14 protein-coding genes are annotated in these 19,873 nt (G+C 73.2%); 7 read left to right on the plus strand and 7 right to left on the minus strand.

The features are described 5' to 3' along the window. Positions 1-39: 39 nt before the first annotated feature. The 3 genes from ACH4RG_RS12050 to ACH4RG_RS12060 form a co-directional block, all read right to left on the minus strand. Positions 40-1,500, minus strand: a complete 1,461-nt coding sequence (locus ACH4RG_RS12050) for a glutamate synthase subunit beta (RefSeq protein ID WP_228926670.1) — start codon at positions 1,498-1,500, stop codon at positions 40-42. Further along, positions 1,493-6,052, minus strand: coding sequence for a glutamate synthase large subunit (gltB, locus tag ACH4RG_RS12055; protein ID WP_397916337.1), 4,560 nt, complete (start codon positions 6,050-6,052; stop codon positions 1,493-1,495). The genes ACH4RG_RS12050 and gltB overlap by 8 nt, the downstream gene beginning before the upstream one ends. A 456-nt stretch (positions 6,053-6,508) precedes the next feature. Next, positions 6,509-7,240: a VIT1/CCC1 transporter family protein gene (locus tag ACH4RG_RS12060; RefSeq protein ID WP_329154241.1), complete on the minus strand. Its 732-nt coding sequence runs from the start codon at positions 7,238-7,240 to the stop codon at positions 6,509-6,511. 342 nt (positions 7,241-7,582) lie between these two features. Between ACH4RG_RS12060 and ACH4RG_RS12065 the strand changes: the two genes are divergently transcribed. Genes ACH4RG_RS12065 through ACH4RG_RS12095 form a run of 7 tightly spaced genes read left to right on the plus strand, consistent with a single transcriptional unit; the run spans position 7,583 to position 15,564 of the window. Then, entirely contained in the window at positions 7,583-8,785 is a 1,203-nt protein-coding gene (locus tag ACH4RG_RS12065) for an ADP-ribosylglycohydrolase family protein (protein ID WP_397916338.1), read from the plus strand. Then, a complete protein-coding gene (locus tag ACH4RG_RS12070; RefSeq protein ID WP_398539460.1) occupies positions 8,782-10,122 on the plus strand; it encodes an ADP-ribosylglycohydrolase family protein in 1,341 nt (446 codons plus the stop codon). Before ACH4RG_RS12065 ends, ACH4RG_RS12070 begins: the two co-directional genes overlap by 4 nt. Continuing rightward, positions 10,046-11,242 carry an ADP-ribosylglycohydrolase family protein gene (locus ACH4RG_RS12075; protein ID WP_398539461.1) on the plus strand — a complete coding sequence of 399 codons (1,197 nt, stop codon included), beginning with the start codon at positions 10,046-10,048 and terminating at the stop codon, positions 11,240-11,242. Before ACH4RG_RS12070 ends, ACH4RG_RS12075 begins: the two co-directional genes overlap by 77 nt. Further along, positions 11,239-12,606, plus strand: coding sequence for an ADP-ribosylglycohydrolase family protein (locus tag ACH4RG_RS12080; protein WP_398539462.1), 1,368 nt, complete (start codon positions 11,239-11,241; stop codon positions 12,604-12,606). Before ACH4RG_RS12075 ends, ACH4RG_RS12080 begins: the two co-directional genes overlap by 4 nt. After that, a complete protein-coding gene (gene rbsK, locus ACH4RG_RS12085; RefSeq protein WP_398539463.1) occupies positions 12,603-13,487 on the plus strand; it encodes a ribokinase in 885 nt (294 codons plus the stop codon). The genes ACH4RG_RS12080 and rbsK overlap by 4 nt, the downstream gene beginning before the upstream one ends. Next, positions 13,484-14,683 (plus strand): CaiB/BaiF CoA transferase family protein, encoded by a 1,200-nt coding sequence (locus ACH4RG_RS12090; protein WP_398539464.1) that lies wholly within the window; start codon positions 13,484-13,486, stop codon positions 14,681-14,683. Before rbsK ends, ACH4RG_RS12090 begins: the two co-directional genes overlap by 4 nt. Beyond that, positions 14,680-15,564 (plus strand): HpcH/HpaI aldolase/citrate lyase family protein, encoded by an 885-nt coding sequence (locus tag ACH4RG_RS12095; protein ID WP_397930016.1) that lies wholly within the window; start codon positions 14,680-14,682, stop codon positions 15,562-15,564. The genes ACH4RG_RS12090 and ACH4RG_RS12095 overlap by 4 nt, the downstream gene beginning before the upstream one ends. Before the next feature lie 73 nt (positions 15,565-15,637). Here the strand turns inward: ACH4RG_RS12095 and lgt are convergent, their stop codons facing one another. From lgt to trpB, 4 genes are all read right to left on the minus strand, one after another. Next, on the minus strand, positions 15,638-16,645 hold the full coding sequence (gene lgt, locus ACH4RG_RS12100; protein ID WP_397916345.1) for a prolipoprotein diacylglyceryl transferase: 1,008 nt from the start codon (positions 16,643-16,645) through the stop codon (positions 15,638-15,640). 98 nt (positions 16,646-16,743) lie between these two features. Then, the gene (locus ACH4RG_RS12105; RefSeq protein ID WP_398539465.1) at positions 16,744-17,613 is read right to left on the minus strand and encodes a DsbA family protein; all 870 of its coding nucleotides are present in this window, start codon (positions 17,611-17,613) and stop codon (positions 16,744-16,746) included. A gap of 75 nt (positions 17,614-17,688) precedes the next feature. Then, positions 17,689-18,501 (minus strand): tryptophan synthase subunit alpha, encoded by an 813-nt coding sequence (gene trpA / locus ACH4RG_RS12110; protein WP_397795392.1) that lies wholly within the window; start codon positions 18,499-18,501, stop codon positions 17,689-17,691. Beyond that, the gene (gene trpB, locus ACH4RG_RS12115; RefSeq protein ID WP_397916347.1) at positions 18,498-19,784 is read right to left on the minus strand and encodes a tryptophan synthase subunit beta; all 1,287 of its coding nucleotides are present in this window, start codon (positions 19,782-19,784) and stop codon (positions 18,498-18,500) included. The genes trpA and trpB overlap by 4 nt, the downstream gene beginning before the upstream one ends. Positions 19,785-19,873 lie beyond the last annotated feature (89 nt).

Below are 19,873 nucleotides of genomic sequence, written 5' to 3' on the forward strand. Positions count from 1 at the left end.
CCCCCGGGCCGCGTGGCCCAGAGGGAACCCGGGTGGTGCTCAGACCAGCAGCGAGCGGTCCGTCGGGCGGATCGGCGCCGGCAGGGCGCTGGTCCCGGTCAGGAAGCGGTCCACTCCGCGGGCGGCGGAGCGGCCCTCGGCGATCGCCCAGACGATCAGCGACTGGCCGCGTCCCGCGTCACCGGCGACGAAGACGCCGTCGACGTTGGTCGCGTAGTGCTCGTCGCGGGCGACGTTGCCGCGCTGGTCGAGCTCCAGGCCGAACTGCTGGACCAGACCGTTGGACTGGTCGGTTCCGGTGAAGCCCATGGCGAGGGTGACGAGCTGCGCGGGGATGCGCCGCTCCGTGCCGGGCTTCTGCTCCAGCTTACCGTCCTTGAACTCGACCTCCACCAGGTGGAGAGCCGCCACGTTGCCGTCCTCGTCGCCCTCGAAGTGGGTGGTGGAGACGGAGTAGACCCGCTCGCCGCCCTCCTCGTGCGCGGAGGTGACCTTGTACAGCATCGGGAAGGTCGGCCACGGCTGGTTGGCGTTCCGGTCCTCGCCCGGCTTCGGCATGATCTCCAGCTGGGTGACGGAGGCCGCGCCCTGGCGGTGGGCGGTGCCGACGCAGTCGGCTCCGGTGTCGCCGCCGCCGATGACGACGACGTGCTTGCCGCCGGCGTGGATCGGGGCGACGGTCAGGTCGCCCTCCTGCACCTTGTTGGCGAGCGGCAGGTACTCCATCGCGAAGTGGATGCCGCCCAGCTCACGGCCGGGGACGGGCAGGTCGCGGGAGACGGTGGCGCCGGCCGCGATGACGACCGCGTCGTAGCGGCGGCGGAGCTTCGCGGCGTCGATGTCCTTGCCGATCTCCACCTCCGTGCGGAACTTGGTGCCTTCCAGGCGCATCTGCTCGATGCGGCGGTTGATGTGCGACTTCTCCATCTTGAACTCGGGGATGCCGTAGCGGAGGAGGCCCCCGATGCGGTCCGCGCGCTCGTAGACGGCGACGGTGTGGCCGGCCCGGGTCAGCTGCTGGGCGGCGGCGAGTCCCGCCGGGCCCGAGCCGATGACCGCGACGGTCTTGCCGGAGAGCCGCTCGGGGGGCTGCGGGGTGACGTCGCCGCTGTCCCACGCCTTGTCGATGATGGAGACTTCGACGTTCTTGATGGTGACGGCGGGCTGGTTGATGCCGAGCACGCACGCCGACTCGCAGGGGGCCGGGCACAGCCGCCCGGTGAACTCCGGGAAGTTGTTCGTGGCGTGCAGCCGCTCGGAGGCCGCGGTCCAGTCCTCGCGGTAGGCGTAGTCGTTCCACTCGGGGATGAGGTTTCCGAGGGGACAGCCGTTGTGGCAGAACGGGATGCCGCAGTCCATGCAGCGGCCGGCCTGCTTGCTGATGATCGGGAGCAGGGAGCCCGGAACGTAGACCTCGTTCCAGTCCTTGACGCGCTCGGCCACGGGGCGGGTCTGGGCGACCTCGCGTCCGGTGGTCAGGAAGCCCTTGGGGTCAGCCATGGGTCGCCGCCTCCATCATCTTCTCGGTGGTCTCCTGCTCGGAGAGACCGGCGAGCTCAGCGGCGTCCTTGGCGGCGAGCACTGCCTTGTACGTGGACGGGATGATCTTGCTGAAGCGGGTCACGGCGGTGTCCCACTCGGTGAGGAGCTTCTCGGCGACGGTGGAGCCGGTCTCCTCGCGGTGGCGGCGCACGACGTCGTGCAGCCACTGCCGGTCGGTGTCGTCCAGCTCCTCGACCGCGCCGAGGTTGCCGACGTTGACGTTGTCGCGGTTCAGGTCGATGACGTACGCGACGCCGCCCGACATGCCGGCGGCGAAGTTGCGGCCGGTCTCGCCGAGGACGACGGCCTGGCCGCCGGTCATGTACTCGCAGCCGTGGTCGCCGACGCCCTCGGAGACGACGAGCGCGCCGGAGTTGCGGACGCAGAAGCGTTCGCCGGTGCGGCCGCGCAGGAAGACCTCGCCACCGGTCGCGCCGTAGCCGATGGTGTTGCCGGCGATGGTGGAGTACTCGGCGAGGTGGTCGGCGCCCCGGTCGGGACGGACGATCACCCGGCCGCCGGAGAGGCCCTTGCCGACGTAGTCGTTGGCGTCGCCCTCCAGGCGCAGGGTCACCCCGCTCGGCAGGAACGCGCCGAAGGACTGGCCGGCCGAACCGGTGAAGGTGAGGTCGATGGTGTTCTCGGGCAGGCCCTGACCACCGAACTTCTTGGTCACCTCGTGGCCGAGCATGGTGCCGACGGTCCGGTTGATGTTGCGGATCGCGACCTGGGCGCGGACCGGCTGGGCGGCCTCGGGGGTCTCGGCCCCGAGCGCGTCGGCGGCCAGCTTGATCAGCTGGTTGTCGAGCGCCTTCGTCAGACCGTGGTCCTGCTCGACGACGTGGTGGCGGACCGCGCCCTCGGGCAGGTCGGGGACGTGGAAGAGCGGGGCGAGGTCGAGACCCTGCGCCTTCCAGTGGGTGATCGCCCGGTCGGTGTCGAGGAGCTCGGCGTGGCCGACGGCCTCCTCGATGGTGCGGAAGCCCAGCTCGGCGAGGATCTCGCGGACCTCTTCGGCGATGAACTCGAAGAAGTTGACGATGTACTCGGCCTTGCCGGAGAACCGGTCCCGCAGCACCGGGTTCTGGGTGGCGATGCCGACCGGGCAGGTGTCCAGGTGGCAGACGCGCATCATGACGCAGCCGGAGACGACGAGCGGCGCGGTCGCGAAACCGAACTCCTCGGCGCCGAGCAGTGCGGCGATGACGACGTCGCGGCCGGTCTTGAGCTGGCCGTCGGTCTGCACGACGATGCGGTCGCGCAGGCCGTTGAGGAGCAGGGTCTGCTGGGTCTCGGCGAGGCCGAGCTCCCAGGGGCCGCCCGCGTGCTTGAGCGAGGTGAGCGGGGAGGCGCCCGTTCCGCCGTCGTGGCCGGAGATGAGGACGACGTCCGCGTGGGCCTTGGAGACACCGGCGGCGACCGTGCCGACGCCGACCTCGGAGACCAGCTTCACGTGGATACGGGCCACGGGGTTGGCGTTCTTCAGGTCGTGGATCAGCTGGGCGAGGTCTTCGATGGAGTAGATGTCGTGGTGCGGCGGCGGCGAGATGAGGCCGACGCCGGGCGTCGAGTGCCGCGTCTTGGCGACCCACGGGTAGACCTTGTGGCCGGGCAGCTGGCCGCCCTCGCCGGGCTTGGCGCCCTGGGCCATCTTGATCTGGATGTCGTCGGCGTTGACCAGGTACTCGCTGGTCACACCGAAGCGGCCGGAGGCGACCTGCTTGATGGAGGAGCGGCGCGCCGGGTCGTACAGGCGGTCCGGGTCCTCACCGCCCTCACCGGTGTTGGACTTGCCGCCGAGCTGGTTCATCGCGATGGCGAGCGTCTCGTGCGCCTCGCGGGAGATGGAGCCGTACGACATGGCGCCGGTGGAGAAGCGCTTGACGATCTCGGAGGCGGGCTCGACCTCGTCGAGGGAGATCGGCTCGCGGCCGGAGTCGAAGCCGAAGAGGCCGCGAAGCGTCATGAGGCGCTCGGACTGCTCGTTCACCCGCTCCGTGTACTGCTTGAAGATGTCGTAGCGCCTGTTGCGGGTGGCGTGCTGGAGGCGGAAGACCGTCTCCGGGTCGAACAGGTGCGGTTCGCCCTCGCGGCGCCACTGGTACTCCCCGCCGATCTCCAGCGCGCGGTGCGAGGCCGCGATGCCGGAGGCGGGGTACGCCTTGGTGTGCCGGGCGGCGACCTCCTTGGCGACGACGTCCAGGCCGGCGCCGCCGATCTTGGTGGCGGTGCCGTTGAAGTACGTCGCGACGAAGGCCTCGTCGAGGCCGACGGCCTCGAAGACCTGGGCGCCGCGGTAGGAGGCGACGGTGGAGATGCCCATCTTGGACATGACCTTCAGGACGCCCTTGCCGAGCGCGTAGATCAGGTTCCGGATGGCCTGCTCGGCCTCGATGTTCTCGATGAAGGTGCCGGCGCGGACCAGGTCCTCGACGGACTCCATGGCGAGGTACGGGTTGACCGCGGCGGCGCCGTAGCCGATGAGCAGCGCGACGTGGTGGACCTCGCGGACGTCCCCGGCCTCGACCAGCAGGCCCACCTGGGTGCGCTGCTTGGTGCGGATGAGGTGGTGGTGGACGGCGGAGGTGAGCAGCAGCGAGGGGATCGGGGCGTGCTCGGCGTCGGAGTGCCGGTCGGAGAGGACGATCAGGCGGGCGCCGTCCTCTATGGCGGCGTCGACCTCGGTGCAGATCTGTTCGATCCGCGCGGCCAGCGCGTCGCCGCCGCCGCCGACCCGGTAGAGGCCGGAGAGGGTGGCGGCCGTCATGCCCGGCATGTCGCCGTCGGCGTTGATGTGTATCAGCTTGGCGAGCTCGTCGTTGTCGATCACCGGGAAGGGCAGCGTGACGCTGCGGCACGCGGCGGCGGTCGGCTCCAGGATGTTGCCCTGGGGGCCGAGCGAGGAGCGCAGCGAGGTGACGAGTTCCTCGCGGATGGCGTCCAGCGGCGGGTTGGTGACCTGGGCGAACAGCTGGGTGAAGTAGTCGAAGAGCAGCCGGGGGCGTTCGGAGAGCGCGGCGATCGGCGAGTCGGTGCCCATGGAGCCGAGCGGTTCGCCGGCGGTGCGGGCCATCGGCGCGAGGATGACGCGGAGCTCTTCCTCGGTGTAGCCGAAGGTCTGCTGTCGGCGGGTGACCGAGGCGTGGGTGTGCACGATGTGCTCGCGCTCGGGCAGGTCGCTCAGCTCGATCTCGCCGGTCTCCAGCCACTCCTGGTAGGGCTGCTCGGCGGCGAGGGACGCCTTGATCTCGTCGTCCTCGATGATGCGGTGCTCGGCGGTGTCGACGAGGAACATCCTGCCGGGCTGGAGGCGGCCCTTGCGGACGACCTTCGCGGGGTCGATGTCCAGGACGCCGACCTCGGAGGAGAGCACGACGAGGCCGTCGTCGGTGACCCAGTAGCGGCCGGGGCGCAGACCGTTGCGGTCGAGGACCGCGCCGACCTGGACGCCGTCGGTGAAGGTCACGCAGGCCGGGCCGTCCCAGGGCTCCATCATCGTGGCGTGGTACTGGTAGAACGCGCGCCGGGCCGGGTCCATCGAGTCGTGGTTCTCCCACGCCTCGGGGACCATCATCAGCACCGAGTGCGGCAGCGAGCGGCCGCCGAGGTGGAGCAGTTCCAGGACCTCGTCGAAGGAGGCGGAGTCGGAGGCGTCCGGGGTGCAGACGGGGAAGATCCGGTCGAGCTGCGCCTGGCCGAAGAGCTCGGAGGCGAGCTGGGACTCGCGGGCCTTCATCCAGTTGCGGTTGCCCTTGACCGTGTTGATCTCGCCGTTGTGCGCGACGAAGCGGTACGGGTGGGCCAGCGGCCAGCTGGGGAAGGTGTTGGTGGAGAAGCGGGAGTGGACCAGCGCGACCGCGGAGGCGAAGCGGCGGTCGGAGAGGTCCGGGAAGAACGGCTCCAGCTGCCCGGTGGTGAGCATGCCCTTGTAGACGATGGTGCGGGCGGAGAGCGAGGGGAAGTACACCCCGGCCTCACGCTCGGCCCGCTTGCGCAGGACGAAGGCCTTGCGGTCCAGGACGATGCCGGTGGACTCGCCGTCGGCGACGAAGACCTGGCGGAAGGTGGGCATGGTGGCGCGGGCGCCGTTGCCGAGAAGTGCGGGGGCGACCGGGACGTCGCGCCAGCCGAGGACCGTCAGGCCCTCCTGCGCGGCGATGTGCTCGATCGTCCGGACGGCCTCGGCGGAGTCGTCCGCGGGGAGGAAGGCGATGCCCACGGCGTACGAGCCGGCCTCGGGGAGTTCGAAGGAGGTCTCGGCGCGGAGGAAGGCGTCCGGGACCTGGCAGAGGACGCCGGCGCCGTCGCCGGAGTCGGGCTCGGAGCCGGTGGCGCCGCGGTGTTCGAGGTTGCGCAGTACGGTCAGCGCCTGCTCGACCAGCTCATGGCTGGCCACACCGGTCAGAGTGGCCACGAACCCGACACCACAGGCGTCGTGTTCGTTACGGGGGTCGTACATCCCCTGCTGGGCGGGGCGACCGTCCATGGGCGACCAGGCGTCGATACGCATCGGCTCTCCCGTCGTCGTCGTGGCATTTGCGGTGCCGAGGGACGACGTTGGCCCTCTGCGAAATTTCGTGCAGGTTACATGATGGGGCGCTTCTCAAGAAGCGGAAGGCGTGTTCCAACATGCGGACACCATGGTGACCGGAAGCGACTGGGTGACCAGAGGTGACCAGGTTGACCAGGGGGTGGGTCGCGGTCGGAACGATCGGCGCCCGGGGACCCGCAGAGAGCAGGCGTCGTTGCCTGCGGTGCCTACGGCTCATGCCCGGTGGCGGAGAGAACGAAACCACCGAGGTAATGGCTACTTATGTGCAGCCCTGCATAGAGCCTCATTTTACGACCGCCGGGCCCGTCCCGCCCAGTGGGCGGCGCCAAGACGTACGTCACACGGGTTGCCGCGGCGTTGCGCCGTTCGGGCGGCCCGGTCACGACGCCCGCCCACAGCCCCGCATCGCCCGCGTCAGCCGACGGCGACGCCGAACAGGGTGCCGAGTCCGTACGTCATCGCCGCCGCCGCACCACCCAGGGCGAGCTGGCGCAGCCCGCTGAACCACCAGCTGCGGGCGGTCACCCGGGCCACCACCGCACCGCAGGCGAACAGGCCGATCAGCGCGAGGAGCACCGCGGGCCACAGGGCGCTCGCGCCGAGGAGGTAGGGCAGGACGGGCAGCAGGGCGCCGAGCGCGAACGCGCCGAACGACGAGACGGCGGCCACGAGCGGCGAGGGCAGGTCGCCGGGGTCGATGCCGAGCTCCTCGCGGGCGTGGATCTCCAGCGCCTGCTCCGGGTCGCGCGACAGCTGCCGGGCGACCTCGCGGGCCAGCGGGGCGTCCACGCCGCGGGACTCGTAGAGAGCGGCCAGCTCGGCCATCTCGTCCTGGGGATGCTTACGCAGTTCACGGCGCTCGACGTCGAGCTCGGCCTCGACCAGCTCGCGCTGCGAGGCGACGGAGGTGTACTCGCCCGCCGCCATGGAGAAGGCCCCGGCCGCGAGCCCCGCCAGACCGGTGATCACGATGGTCTGCTGGGAGACCGCGCCGCCCGCGACCCCGGTCATCAGGGCGAGGTTGGAGACCAGACCGTCCATCGCACCGAAGACGGCGGGGCGCAGCCAGCCGCCGTTCACATCCCGGTGGGTGTGGTTGTCCCGGTGCGCCTCGTGCAGGACGGCTTCGGTCTCGATGATGGCCACGGCGTGCTTCTCCCCTTCGCTCCGGCGGGCCGTCACCCCGCCGTTCCCCGCTGAATACAACTTTCGACAAAGTCCAAACTACGCCGTCCGGGCGACCTCCGCCAGCAAGCCAGGCCTGGCTAACCACCCCGCTGACCTGCGAAGAAAGGTCAGCCTTAGCTATCCGGGCCGTCATCCGCCTGGCCCCTTTCCCACCGTTTTCCGCCTCTCCTCGCCCGCCGCGTGGCACAGATGCGGACAGGGCCCGGAAACGGAATCGGATGCGGACTCGGATGCGGATGCGGATTCGGACTCGGGCCCGGATGAGGATTCCCACCGCCGGAACGAGCGAAGGGCGACGCGATGAACACGGCCGTCGGCAATGACCGGGCCAGGGGTGCGCTGCTGGGACTGGCGGTCGGGGACGCGCTCGGCGCCCCGGCGGAGAACCTGCGGCCCTCCGAGATCCGCCGCCGCTGGGGGCGGATCGAGGGCTTCGTGAGCGATGATCCGGCGGGCACCGACGACACTGAGTACGCGATCTTCTCCGGGCTGCTGCTGGCCCGGCACGGTTCGGCGCTCGACGTCTCCCATGTGGAGCGGGCCTGGCACCACTGGATCGCCGATCTGGACGAGGGCCCGTTCCGGGGGGCGGGGTTCAGCGAGCGCGGCACGCTGGAGAACCTGCGCCGAGGCCTGGCCGCGCCGATCTCGGCCCAGCACCGGCACGCCTGGAGCGACGGGCTCGCGATGCGGGCGGCCCCCTTCGGGGTCTTCGCGGCGGGCCGCCCCGCCGAGGCGGCCCGGCTGGTCGCGGTGGACGGCCGGGTCAGCCACGAGGGCGAGGGGATCTACGGGGGCCAGGCGGTCGCGGCCGGGGTGGCGGCGGCCATGGTCGGCTCGGGCCTCGCCTCGGTGATCGCGGCCGCGCTCTCGGTGGTCCCGATGGACTCCTGGACGGCCCGGTCGCTGCGCCGGGCGGTGGCGGCGGCCCAGCGGCCCTACCCCGACCGGCTCACGATGGAGCGGGCGGTGCGCTCGGCGGTGGTGATCGCCGGCTACCCGTGGACGGACCTGGCGCCGGAGGCGGTGGGCCTGGCGTTCGGGGCGTTCACGGCCGCGCGCGGGGACTTCCGGACGGCGGTGCTCACGGCCGTCAACATGGGCCGCGACGCGGACACGACGGCGGCGGTGGCGGGCGCCCTGGCCGGGGCGCTGAACGGGGAGAGCGCCATCCCGCCGGACTGGGCGGGCGCGATCGGCCCGGTCCGGGGCAGCTGCCTGCCCTCGATGCGCGGCTACCACGTGCTGGACATCGCGGACCTGCTGACCCCCGAGGACCCGGACGGGACCGGACCGGCGGGGTCCCCGCAGGGGAGGGGCGGCGGCGAGCCGTCGGCCGTACGGAGCCTGGCGTCGGTGGCGGCTCCCTTCGAGCCGGTACGGGACCTAGCGTCCGCGGCGACCCCCTCCGTACCGGTACGGGGCATGGCCCCCTCCGCACCCGTACGGAACTTGACGTCCGCGGCGACTCCCTCCGCACCCGTACGGGAGGACCGGCGATGACGACGTCGGGCGGGGCGACCGGAGGCGGACCGGCCGTGACCACACCACGCGGAGGCCCGGCGGGAGTCCCGGCGGAGACGGCGGCCCACGCGGCCGGGCCGACAGCCGCCCCCGGGGCCCCCGCCCCCTCCCGCCGCGCCCGGATCGAGGGGCTGCTGCTCGGGCTCGCGGCGGGCGACGCCGCCGGGTGGCCCGCCGCCCGGCACCGGGCGGCCCGGATGCCCGAGTGGACCCGGCGGCTCACCCGGGAGCTGGACACCTTCGCCGAGCAGAACGCCACCACCACCCTCCCGGTGCCCATCGCCCTCAACCAGCCGCCCGAGCCGCTGCGGCTCGGCCCGTCCGACGACGCCGAGTGGGCCGCGTTCGCCGCCCGTACGGTGCTGGCTGCGGCCGAGGACGCGGTGGGCCTGGCCCCCGGCCGCCGGACGCGGGACGCGGTCGACCGGGCCTGGAACGCGCTGGCCGCCACCGTCGCCGCCGCCAGCGCCCGGGCCCCCGAGGTCGAGGCCGCCGTGCTCCCGCTGCGGGCCCGGATCTCGGTGCGGGCCGGGCTCGGCAACCTGGCGGCCGGGCTGCGGCCCCCCGCCACCGGGCACGACAACCCGCACTACTTCGACGACGCCGCCTGCGTCCGGGCCGCCGTCCTCGCCGTGGTCCACCCGGGCGACCCCGAAGAGGCGGCGGCGCTCGCCGAGTTCGACGCCCGCTACACGCAGGACGGCGACGGGGTGCACGGGGCACGGGCCGTGGCCGCCGCCATCGCCGTGGCACTGGCCGGGGCGGACGTCGACACCGTGGTGGACGCGGCCCTCGCCCAGCTCCCCGAGGGCACCGAGATCGCCCGCAACGCCGCGCACGCCGTCCGCCTGGCCCGGGAGTTCGCGGACGAGCCCGCCGGGGCGTTCGCCCTGGTCCCGGTGGTGGAACACCAGATCGTGGACCACGTCTACAGCTACGGGATCGCGGCGGCGGAGACCGTGCCGGTCGCCCTGGCCCTCACCACGGCGGCCCGGGGCGAGATCGCCCAGGCGGTCCCGGCCGCGGCCTGCCTGTCCCGGGTCGCGGACTCCGCGCCCGCCCTGGCCGGGGCGCTGACCGGGGCGATCGGCTCGATCACCGCCGTGCCGGCGGGCTGGCGCGAGGCGTGCCGGACGCTGGCGGGCTGTGCGCTGCCCCGACTCGCGGGCACGGACCTGATCGAACTCGCCGGGCTGCTGGCAGCCACGGAACCGGCCACCCCGGGTGGACAATTCCGGCATGACACCCACAACGGCCACGGAAGCCGCCCTCTCGGCCCCGCGCCCCTCCTCCCTCACCACGCCCGGACTCGATGAACGCATCCGCCGGGCGCTCGTCGGGGCCGCCGTCGGCGACGCCCTCGGCGGCCCGGTCGAGGGCTGGACCCCCGACCAGATCGCCGAGCGCCACGGCGGCCGGGTGACCGGGATCGTCGGCCCCTGGTACGGCGAGGACTGGCGCACCGCGCGCCCCATCGCCCCGTACCACAAGGGCGACGGGCACGTCACCGACGACACCCTGATGGCCCACGCCCTGATCCGGGTCTACGGCCGGGTCCGCGACCACCTCGACGCGTACGCCGTCGCGGACCACCTCGTCCCGGACCTGCTGTCGCCCCGCTGGATCCCGGAGCTGGAGGCACAGGCCCTCCCCCTCCAGCGGATCTTCCTGGCGGAGAAGTGGATCGTGGCCCGGCTGCACTACGGGCACGTGGACCCGCGCGAGGCCGGCGCGGGCAACATCGTCAACTGCGGGGCGGCGATGTACATGGCCCCGGTCGGGCTGGTCAACGCCGGTCACCCGGAGGCGGCGTACGCCGAGGCGCTGGAGGTCGCGGCCCCCCACCAGTCCTCCTACGGCCGGGAGGCCGCCGGGGTCTTCGCCGCCGCCGTCGCCGCCGCCTGCCGCCCGGGCGCCACACCGGGCACCGTGGTCGACGCGGCCCTCTCCACGGCCAGGGACGGCACCCGGTCCGCGATCGAGGCGGTCGCCGAAGTGGCCGTGCGCCACGAGGACTTCGAGGCCGCGCTCGCCCCGCTGCGGGCGGCCGTGGAGCCCTTCGACACCGTCGGCCCCGACTACCGGAACCCCTCGCTCGGCGCACGCCGCCCCTCCCGGCTGCACGCCATCGAGGAGCTGCCCATCGCGCTCGGGATGCTGCTGGTCGGGGGCGGTGACTACCGGAGTACGGTGCTCGGTTCGGTGAACTACGGGCGGGACTGCGACTCCATCGCGACGATGAGCGGGGCGATCGTGGGCGCGCTGGGCGGCGAGGTCCCCGCCGACTGGGCCGCCACGGTCGCGGCGGCGAGCCGACTGGATCTGGACGCCCCGGCGGGAGTGCTGGCCCAGGTGGCCCGGGAGGTCTTCGCCCGGGACCTGGAGCGCCGCCGGGCCCATGAGCAGGCCTTCGGCGTGCTGGCCGGCGAGCGGTGAACGTCCGCCTCACCTGGGTGCAGCCCGAGGACCTGGTCGGCCACGAGCTGCGGCAGGCCGCACAGGACGGCCGGGACGCCCGGGAGATCGAGGAGCGGTGGTACGCCGCCGGGGGCGCCCCCGCCCCGGCCCGGGCAGGCGCGTCCGAGCCGCCCGCACCGCCCCGTCTGCGTGCGCTGGCCGAACGGCTTCTCGACGAACTCGCCCTGCTGGATTCGCCGTTGGCGGCCGACGAGCCGACCGGGCTGGACGAGATCGTGGCCGCCTGCCCGCACTGGCCGGGCCCGGTGGACACCGCGCCCGCCGTCGGCCGGGCCCGGCTGCACGCGGCGTGGCTCGGCCGGGCGGCGGGCTGCCTGCTCGGCAAACCGGTCGAGAAGCTGCCGCTGGACGGCATCCGCGCCCTGGGCCGCGCCACCGGTAACTGGCCCCCGACCAGCTGGTTCACCGCACACGGCGTACCGGCCGAGCTGCTGGCCGCCCACCCCTGGAACCGCCGCTCGGCCCCCACGTCCCTGGCCGAGAACATCGACGGCATGCCGGAGGACGACGACCTCAACTACCCGCTGCTCACCCTGCGGTTGCTCCAGCGGCACGGCCGCTCCTTCACCACCGCCGACCTGGCCCGGCTCTGGCTGGACGAACTCCCGGCGGGCCGTACGTTCACCGCCGAACGGATCGCGTACGGCAACCTCCTGGCGGGTGTCGAGCCCCCGGATACCGCCCGCCGCCGCAACCCGTTCCGGGAGTGGATCGGCGCGCAGATCCGGGCCGACGTGCACGGCTGGACCCACCCCGGCGACCCGGCCGGAGCCGCCGCCCAGGCCCACCGCGACGCGGTCCTCACCCACACCGGCAACGGGGTCTACGGCGCGATGTTCACAGCGGCGGCCCTCGCCGTCGCGGCCGGCGGCGAGAGCGATGTGCACGGCTGTCTGGCCGCCGGGCTGCGGGTGGTGCCGCCGCACTCGCGGTACGCCCGCGCGATCCGGCTCGGCATCGAAACGGCCCGTACGGAAGGGGACTTCGACGCCGCCGTGGACCGGCTGCACGCCCTCTACGGGGACACCCACCACTGGGTGCACGTGCTGCCCAACGCCGCACTGCTGGCCGCCGCGCTCACCCACGCCGACGGTGACTTCACCCGGTCGATCGGTCTCGCGGTCTCCGGCGGCTGGGACACCGACTCCAACGGGGCGACCGCCGGATCGCTGGCCGGACTCCTCGCGGGTGGGCATGACGCCCTGCCCGAGCGCTGGACGGCTCCGCTGAAAAACCGGCTCGCCACCTCCGTACGCGGCTTCGACCGGACCGGGTTCGACACTCTTGCCGCACTGACCCACCAGGAGGCTCTGCGCCCATGACCCGCATCGCGGTGCTCGGCAGCACCAACATGGACCTCGTCGCGTACACGCCCCGCGCCCCCGGGCGCGGCGAGACCGTCACCGGCCGGGAGTTCCGGACGGTCCCCGGCGGCAAGGGCGCCAACCAGGCTGTCGCCGCCGCCCGCGCGGGCGGGGAGGTGACGATGATCGGCGCGGTCGGCGACGACGCCTACGGCACCCTGCTGCGCGACGGCCTCGAACACGCGGGGGTGGACACCGACCTCCTGCACACCGCCGAGGGCCCCAGCGGCACCGCGCACATCGTGGTGGACGACACCGGGGCCAACGCGATCGTGGTGGTCCCCGGCGCGAACGGCGTCGTCACCGCGCTGGGGCCCGGGGAGATCGCCGCGATCGCCGCGGCCGATCTGCTGCTGATGCAGCTCGAACTGCCCCTGTCCGCCGTCGTCGAGGGAGCCCGCGCGGCCCGGGCCCAGGGCGTGCGGACCATCCTCACCCCCTCCCCCGCGCAGCCCCTGCCCGATGAACTCCTCGACCACATCGACCTGTTGGTGCCCAACGAGCACGAGGCCACCGAGCTGTCCGGGCAGGTTGAACCGCACGCCGCCGCCCAGATCCTGCTCCGCCGGGTGCCCGAGGTCATCGTCACGCTCGGCGCGAAGGGCTGCCTGTACGCGGCCCGGGGCGGCGAGCCGGTGCTCTTCCCAGCACCTTCGGTGACCACCGTCGACACGACCGGGGCCGGGGACACCTTCGTCGGGACGCTGGCCGTGGCGCTCGGCGAGGGGCGCCCGGTGGCCGAGGCCGTGGCGTTCGCCTCATCGGCCGCCGCGCTCTGCGTCCAGAAACCCGGCGCGTCCACGTCCATGCCCTACCGCAGCGAGATCGAGGCCTCATGAGCGCCACCGCAGCAGGACCCCTGACCGGGCTCAAGGTCATCGACCTGGCCACCCTCTTCGCCGGGCCGCTCGCGGCCACCATGCTCGGGGACTTCGGCGCCGATGTGATCAAGGTCGAGCACCCCCGTAAGCCGGACCCCTCGCGCGGGCACGGGCCCGCCAAGGACGGGATCGGCCTGTGGTGGAAGCTGCTCGGCCGCAACAAGCGCAACCTGACCCTCGACCTGTCCGCGCCCGGCGGCCGGGACGTACTGCTGGAGCTGGCCGCCGGGACGGATGTGATCATCGAGAACTTCCGGCCCGGGACCCTGGAGCGCTGGGGCCTGGGCCCCGCGGAGCTGCACGCCGTCAACCCGCGTCTGGTGCTGGCCAGGGTCACCGGCTTCGGCCAGTTCGGGCCGTACGCCCACCGCCCCGGCTTCGGCACGCTCGCCGAGGCGATGAGCGGCTTCGCGGCGATCACCGGGGAGCCGGACGGCCCGCCGACGCTGCCGCCGTTCGGGCTCGCGGACTCCATCGCGGCCCTGGCCACGGCGTACGCGGTGATGGCCGCGCTCGCCGGGCGGGAGAAGACCGGCGAGGGGCAGGTGGTGGACCTGGCGATCATCGAGCCGATCCTCACCGTGCTGGGCCCGCAGCCGCTCTGGTACGACCAGCTCGGCTACGTCCAGCCGCGCACCGGCAACCGCTCTCGCAACAACGCCCCGCGCAACACCTACCGCACCGCCGACGGCCACTGGGTCGCGGTCTCCACCTCCGCCCAGTCCGTCGCCGAGCGGGTGATGCGCCTCGTCGGCCGCCCGGAGCTGATCGACGAGCCGTGGTTCGGCGCGGGCACCACCCGGGCCGAACACACCGAGGAGCTGGACGCGGCGGTCGGGCACTGGATCTCCCGCCACAGCCGCGAGGAGGTCCTCGACCGCTTCGAGAAGGCGGACGCGGCCGTCGCGCCGATCCACGACGTACGGGAGGTGCTGGAGGACCCGCAGTACCGGGCGCTGGACACCCTCACCGAGGTCGACGACCCGGAGCTGGGGCCGCTGCGGATGCAGAACGTCCTGTTCCGGCTCTCGAAGTCCCCCGGCGGTATCCGGTGGGCCGGCCGCCCGCACGGCGCGGACACCGAGGAGATCCTGGCCGGGCTCGGCCTCTCGGAGACCCGGATCGCGGCGCTGCGGGACCAGGGGGCGCTGTGACCGGCCGGCCGATTCCGGCGCCGCCGCTGCCGGAGGGCCCGCCGCCGCCCCTCGGCCCGCCGCCGCCCCTCGGCCGGCCGCCGCTGACCTGGCTGTACGTGCCCGGGGACCGGCCGGAGGTGGTGGCCAAGGCGCTGGGCAGCGGGGCGGACGTGGTGATCGTCGATCTGGAGGACGCCGTCGCCCCGCACCGTAAGGAGTACGCGCGCTCCGCGACCGCCGAACTCCTCGGCGACCAGGTCACGGCGGCCCCGGACGCGGTGCCGGTCCATGTCCGGGTGCACGGCGAGGACGACATCCGGGCGCTGGCGGGGCTGCCGGGGCTGGCCGCGTTCCGGCTGCCGAAGATCACCCACGCGGTCTCGGTGTCCCATGTGGCGGCCGTGGCCCCGGGCGTGCCGCTGTATCCGCTGCTGGAGTCGGCGCTCGCGGTCGAGCACGCGTACTCGATCGCCTCGGCCCACCACGCCGTGCGCGGCATCGCCCTGGGCGAGGCGGACCTGCGGGCGGATCTGGGCGTACGGGAGGACGCCGGGCTCGACTGGCCGCGCAGCCGCGTCGTGGTGGCGGCCCGGGCGGCGGCTCTTCCGCCGCCCGCCCAGTCGGTGTTCCCGGACGTCCGGGACCTGGACGGGCTGTGGACGTCGTGCGGGCGGGGGCGGGCGCTCGGGCTGCTGGGCCGGGCGGCGATCCACCCGCGGCAGCTGCCGGTGATCGAGCGGGCGTTCCGGCCGACCGCCGAGGAGATCGAGGCGGCCGAGGAGATCGTCGCGGCCTCGGCGGTGGAGGCGGGGGCGCTGGCCCTGCCGGACGGGAGGTTCGTGGACGCGGCGGTGGTGGCGTCCGCCCGCAGAACGATCGCGCTCGCCGGGCGGGCCTGAGAGTGCGGGCCCGCCCGGCGAGCGGGAGGTGTGCGGGAGTGCGCCCATGACCAGGATCTAGGCGCGCGGCCGGTCAGCTCTTCTCGGCTGCTCCGGCCGCGCCGGCCGCTTCGGAGTTCTCGGCGGTGGCGTCCTTGCCGGGCCCCTCCTTCGTGAGCGGGTCCTTCTTCGCCCCGGCGTCCGGCTCGTCGGCGTCCGCCTTCGCGGAGCCGTTCTCGTCGGGGCCGTTCTCGTCGTCGGAGTCGTCCTTCGCCGTGGGGGCGGCGTCCCGGTCGGGCTCGACGATCTCCTCGCGGCCCGGACGGATCTTCGCGGAGATCACGATGTAGACGACGGCGAGGACGAAGACGATGATCGCGGTCCACACGTTCAGGCGGAGGCCGAGGATGTGGTGGGCCTCGTCGACCCGCATGTACTCGATCCAGCCGCGTCCCGCGCAGTAGGCGGCGACGTACAGCGCGAACGCCCGTCCGTGGCCGAGCCGGAAGCGGCGGTCGGCCCAGATGACCAGGAGCGCGACACCGATGCACCACAGCGACTCGTACAGGAAGGTCGGGTGGTACGTCCCGGCGACCCGGTTCGGGCCCTCGCTGATCTCCAGCGCCCAGGGGAGATCGGTGGGCTTGCCGTACAGCTCCTGGTTGAACCAGTTGCCCCAGCGGCCGATGGCCTGGGCGATGGCGAGGCCCGGAGCCAGTGCGTCGGCCCAGGCGGGCAACGGGATGCCCCGGCGGCGGCAGGCGATCCAGGCCCCGACCGCGCCGAAGGCGATGGCGCCCCAGATGCCGAGGCCGCCCTCCCAGATCTTGAAGGCGTCGACCCAGTCCTCACCGTCGCTGAAGTACAGCTGGTAGTCGGTGATGACGTGGTAGATCCGGCCGCCGACGAGGCCGAACGGCACCGCCCAGACGGCGACGTCGGCCACGGTGCCGGCTTTGCCGCCCCGGGCCACCCAGCGCTTGTTGCCGAACCAGACGGCGACGAAGACACCGATGATGATGCAGAACGCGTAGCCGCGGAGCGGGATCGGGCCGAGCTCGATCACGCCGGTCGACGGACTGGGGATGAAGGCAAGATTCATGGCGAGGTCGACGCTACCCTGCCGGGCGGTGGGTACGGCAAGCCACCCGGCAACGTCTGGGTAACGAGGACCGCCTCACGGGCGGGCGGGGGACGCGGTCAGGAAGCGGGGGCCGACGACGGGTCGGCCGGGCCGGAGGACCCGTCGGCCGGCTCGGCCGGGGTGGCGGTGCCCGGCTTCTTGCCCTTGTTGGCCGCGGCGACCCACTTCTTCAGATTCTCCGGGGAGATCTGCTCTCCGCCCTTGCTCGGGAAGACGGACTCGCCGTTGAGCAGCACCGTCGGCGTGCCCTGGAAACCGCCCTCGCGGAACGCCGTGTCGGACTTCTGCACCCAGCTGTCGTGCTCGCCGTCCTCCACACAGCTGCGGAAGCCCGGCGTGTCGAGCCCCTCGACCTCGCCGGCCAGCTCGATCAGCCGGCTGTTCTTGCCGAAGGCGTCGTCCGGCTCCGGGGGCTGGTTGGCGAAGAGCACGTCGTGGTAGGGCGCGAACTTGCCGGCGTCCTGGGCGCAGGCGGCGGCGTTGGCGGCGCGCAGCGACCCCTTGCCGCCGAGATTGCCGTCGATGATCGTGGCCAGGTGGTACTCCACCTTGAGCCGGCCGTCGTCCGCCAGCTCCTTGATGGTGTCCCGGAAGGCGGTCTCGAACTGGGCGCAGACGGGGCAGCGGAAGTCCTCCCAGATCGTGAGGGTGGACGGGGCGTCCGCCGCGCCGACCGGCAGGGTCAGGGCGGCCTCGCCGGTCGCGCCCGAAGGGGCGATGGCGGGGCCGGAGGCGGTGTCGCCGCCGTCGTCCTTGCCCGCGTTGGCCGCGATCAGGCCGACCACGGCGGCCAGGGCGAGCACCCCGACCACCGCCGAGGCGACGATCAGCGTCCGGCGGTGCTTCTCGCGCCCCTTCTCCCGCTCGCGCTGCTGGGCCAGGCGCTCACGCGCACTTCTGTTTCCCTCAGGGATCTTGTCGCTCACACCCGGGGAACGAACCGGGGAGGCACCTCCGCGCCTCCCCGGTCCACAATCCACCCATTCGGGTGATTCAAGGGCTCAGCGCTTTCGAACGCCCTCGGCCAGTTCGCCCGCCAGGGAGCGGACGGCGGCGAGACCGGCGGCCTCGTCGGGGGCGTCCAGCATGGCCTTGACGAAGGCCGAGCCGACGATGACGCCGTCCGCGAACCCGGCGACCTCGGCGGCCTGCGCCGCGTCGGAGACGCCGAGGCCGACGCAGACCGGGAGATCGGTGGTGGCGCGGGTGCGTCCCACCAGGTCCTGGGCCTGGGCGCCGACGGAGGCGCGGGTGCCGGTGACGCCCATCAGGGACGCGGCGTAGACGAAGCCGCTCCCGGCCGCCGTGATGGTGGCGAGGCGGGCGTCCTGGCTGCTGGGGGCGACGACGAACACGGTCGCGAGGCCGTGCTTGTCGGCGTGCTCGCGCCAGAGCGCGGACTCCTGGACCGGCAGGTCGGGCAGGATGCACCCGGCGCCGCCGGCCTCGGCCAGCTCGGCGGTGAAGCGCTCGACGCCGTAGCGGTCGATGGGGTTCCAGTACGTCATGACCAGGATCGGGACGCCGGTGGCCTCGTGCGCCTCGCGGACCGTGCGCATCACGTCGGCGATCCGGACGCCGCCGCGCAGGGCGATGTCGTCGGCGGTCTGGATGACCGGCCCGTCCAGGACCGGGTCGCTGTGCGGGAGCCCGATCTCGACGATGTCCGCGCCGCCCGCGATGACGGCCTTGACCGCCTCGATGCCGCCGTCGACGGTCGGGAAGCCCGCCGGGAGGTAGGCGATGAGCGCCGCCCGGTCCGCGGCCCTGGTGGCGGCCAGGGTGGTGTTCAACAGCTCGATGTTGCCGCTCACTTGGCGTCCCCCTCGATCTCGGCGCGGTCGCTGTCGGCGTCCGCCTCGACGGCGGCGTCCGTGTCGTAGAGCCCGAAGTAGCGGGCGGCGGTGTCCATGTCCTTATCGCCGCGGCCGGACAGGTTGATGAGGATCAGCCCGTCCTTGCCGAGCTCCTTGCCGAGGTCCAGGGCGCCGGCGAGGGCGTGGGCGCTCTCGATGGCCGGGATGATCCCCTCCGTGCGGGACAGCAGCCGCAGGGCCTGCATGGCCGCGTCGTCGGTGACGGCGCGGTACTCACCGCGCCCGACGTCCTTGAGGTAGGCGTGCTCCGGGCCGATGCCGGGGTAGTCCAGGCCCGCCGAGATGGAGTACGGCTCGGTGATCTGACCCTCGTCGTCCTGGAGGACGTAGGAGCGCGAACCGTGCAGGATGCCGGGCTCCCCCGCGGTGAGGGTCGCCGCGTGCTCGCCGGTCTCCACCCCGTGCCCGGCGGGCTCGCAGCCCACCAGGCGGACGTCGGCGTCGGGGATGAAGGCGTGGAAGAGGCCGATGGCGTTGGAGCCGCCGCCGACGCAGGCGACCGCCGCGTCGGGGAGACGGCCGGCGCGCTCCAGGATCTGGCGGCGGGCCTCGACGCCGATGACGCGGTGGAAGTCGCGGACCATCGCGGGGAAGGGGTGCGGGCCCGCGACCGTGCCGAAGAGGTAGTGCGTGCGGTCCACGTTGGCGACCCAGTCACGGAACGCCTCGTTGATGGCGTCCTTCAGCGTCCGCGAGCCGGACTTCACGGCGACGACCTCGGCGCCGAGCATCCGCATCCGGGCCACGTTCAGCGCTTGGCGCTCGGTGTCGATCTCCCCCATGTAGATGGTGCATTCGAGACCGAAGAGGGCGCAGGCGGTCGCGGTGGCGACGCCGTGCTGGCCGGCTCCGGTCTCGGCGATGACACGGGTCTTGCCCATGCGCTTGGTGAGGAGGGCCTGACCCAGCACGTTGTTGATCTTGTGCGAGCCGGTGTGGTTCAGGTCCTCGCGCTTGAGGAAGATCCGGGCGCCGCCGGCGTGCTGGGCGAAGCGCGGGACCTCGGTCAGCGCGCTGGGCCTGCCCGTGTAGTCGACCATGAGCTCGTTGAGCTCGGCGGCGAAGGCGGGGTCGGCCTTGGCCTTGTCGTACTCGACGGCGACCTCGTCCACGGCGGCGACGAGCGCCTCCGGGATGAACTTGCCGCCGTACGCGCCGAAATAGCCCTCGGCGCTGGGGATCAGACCCTCGGGGTCCGGAATGAAGAAGTCGGACGACATGCGACGTGCTCCTTGGCATGGCAACGGATGGGTGCACCGGATGCGCGGAGGGACGAGCACCACCGCGACCGGCATGCGGTCACGGCGGA

The sequence above is a fragment of the Streptomyces sp. NPDC021019 genome, assembly GCF_044333295.1.
GTDB lineage: Bacteria > Actinomycetota > Actinomycetes > Streptomycetales > Streptomycetaceae > Streptomyces.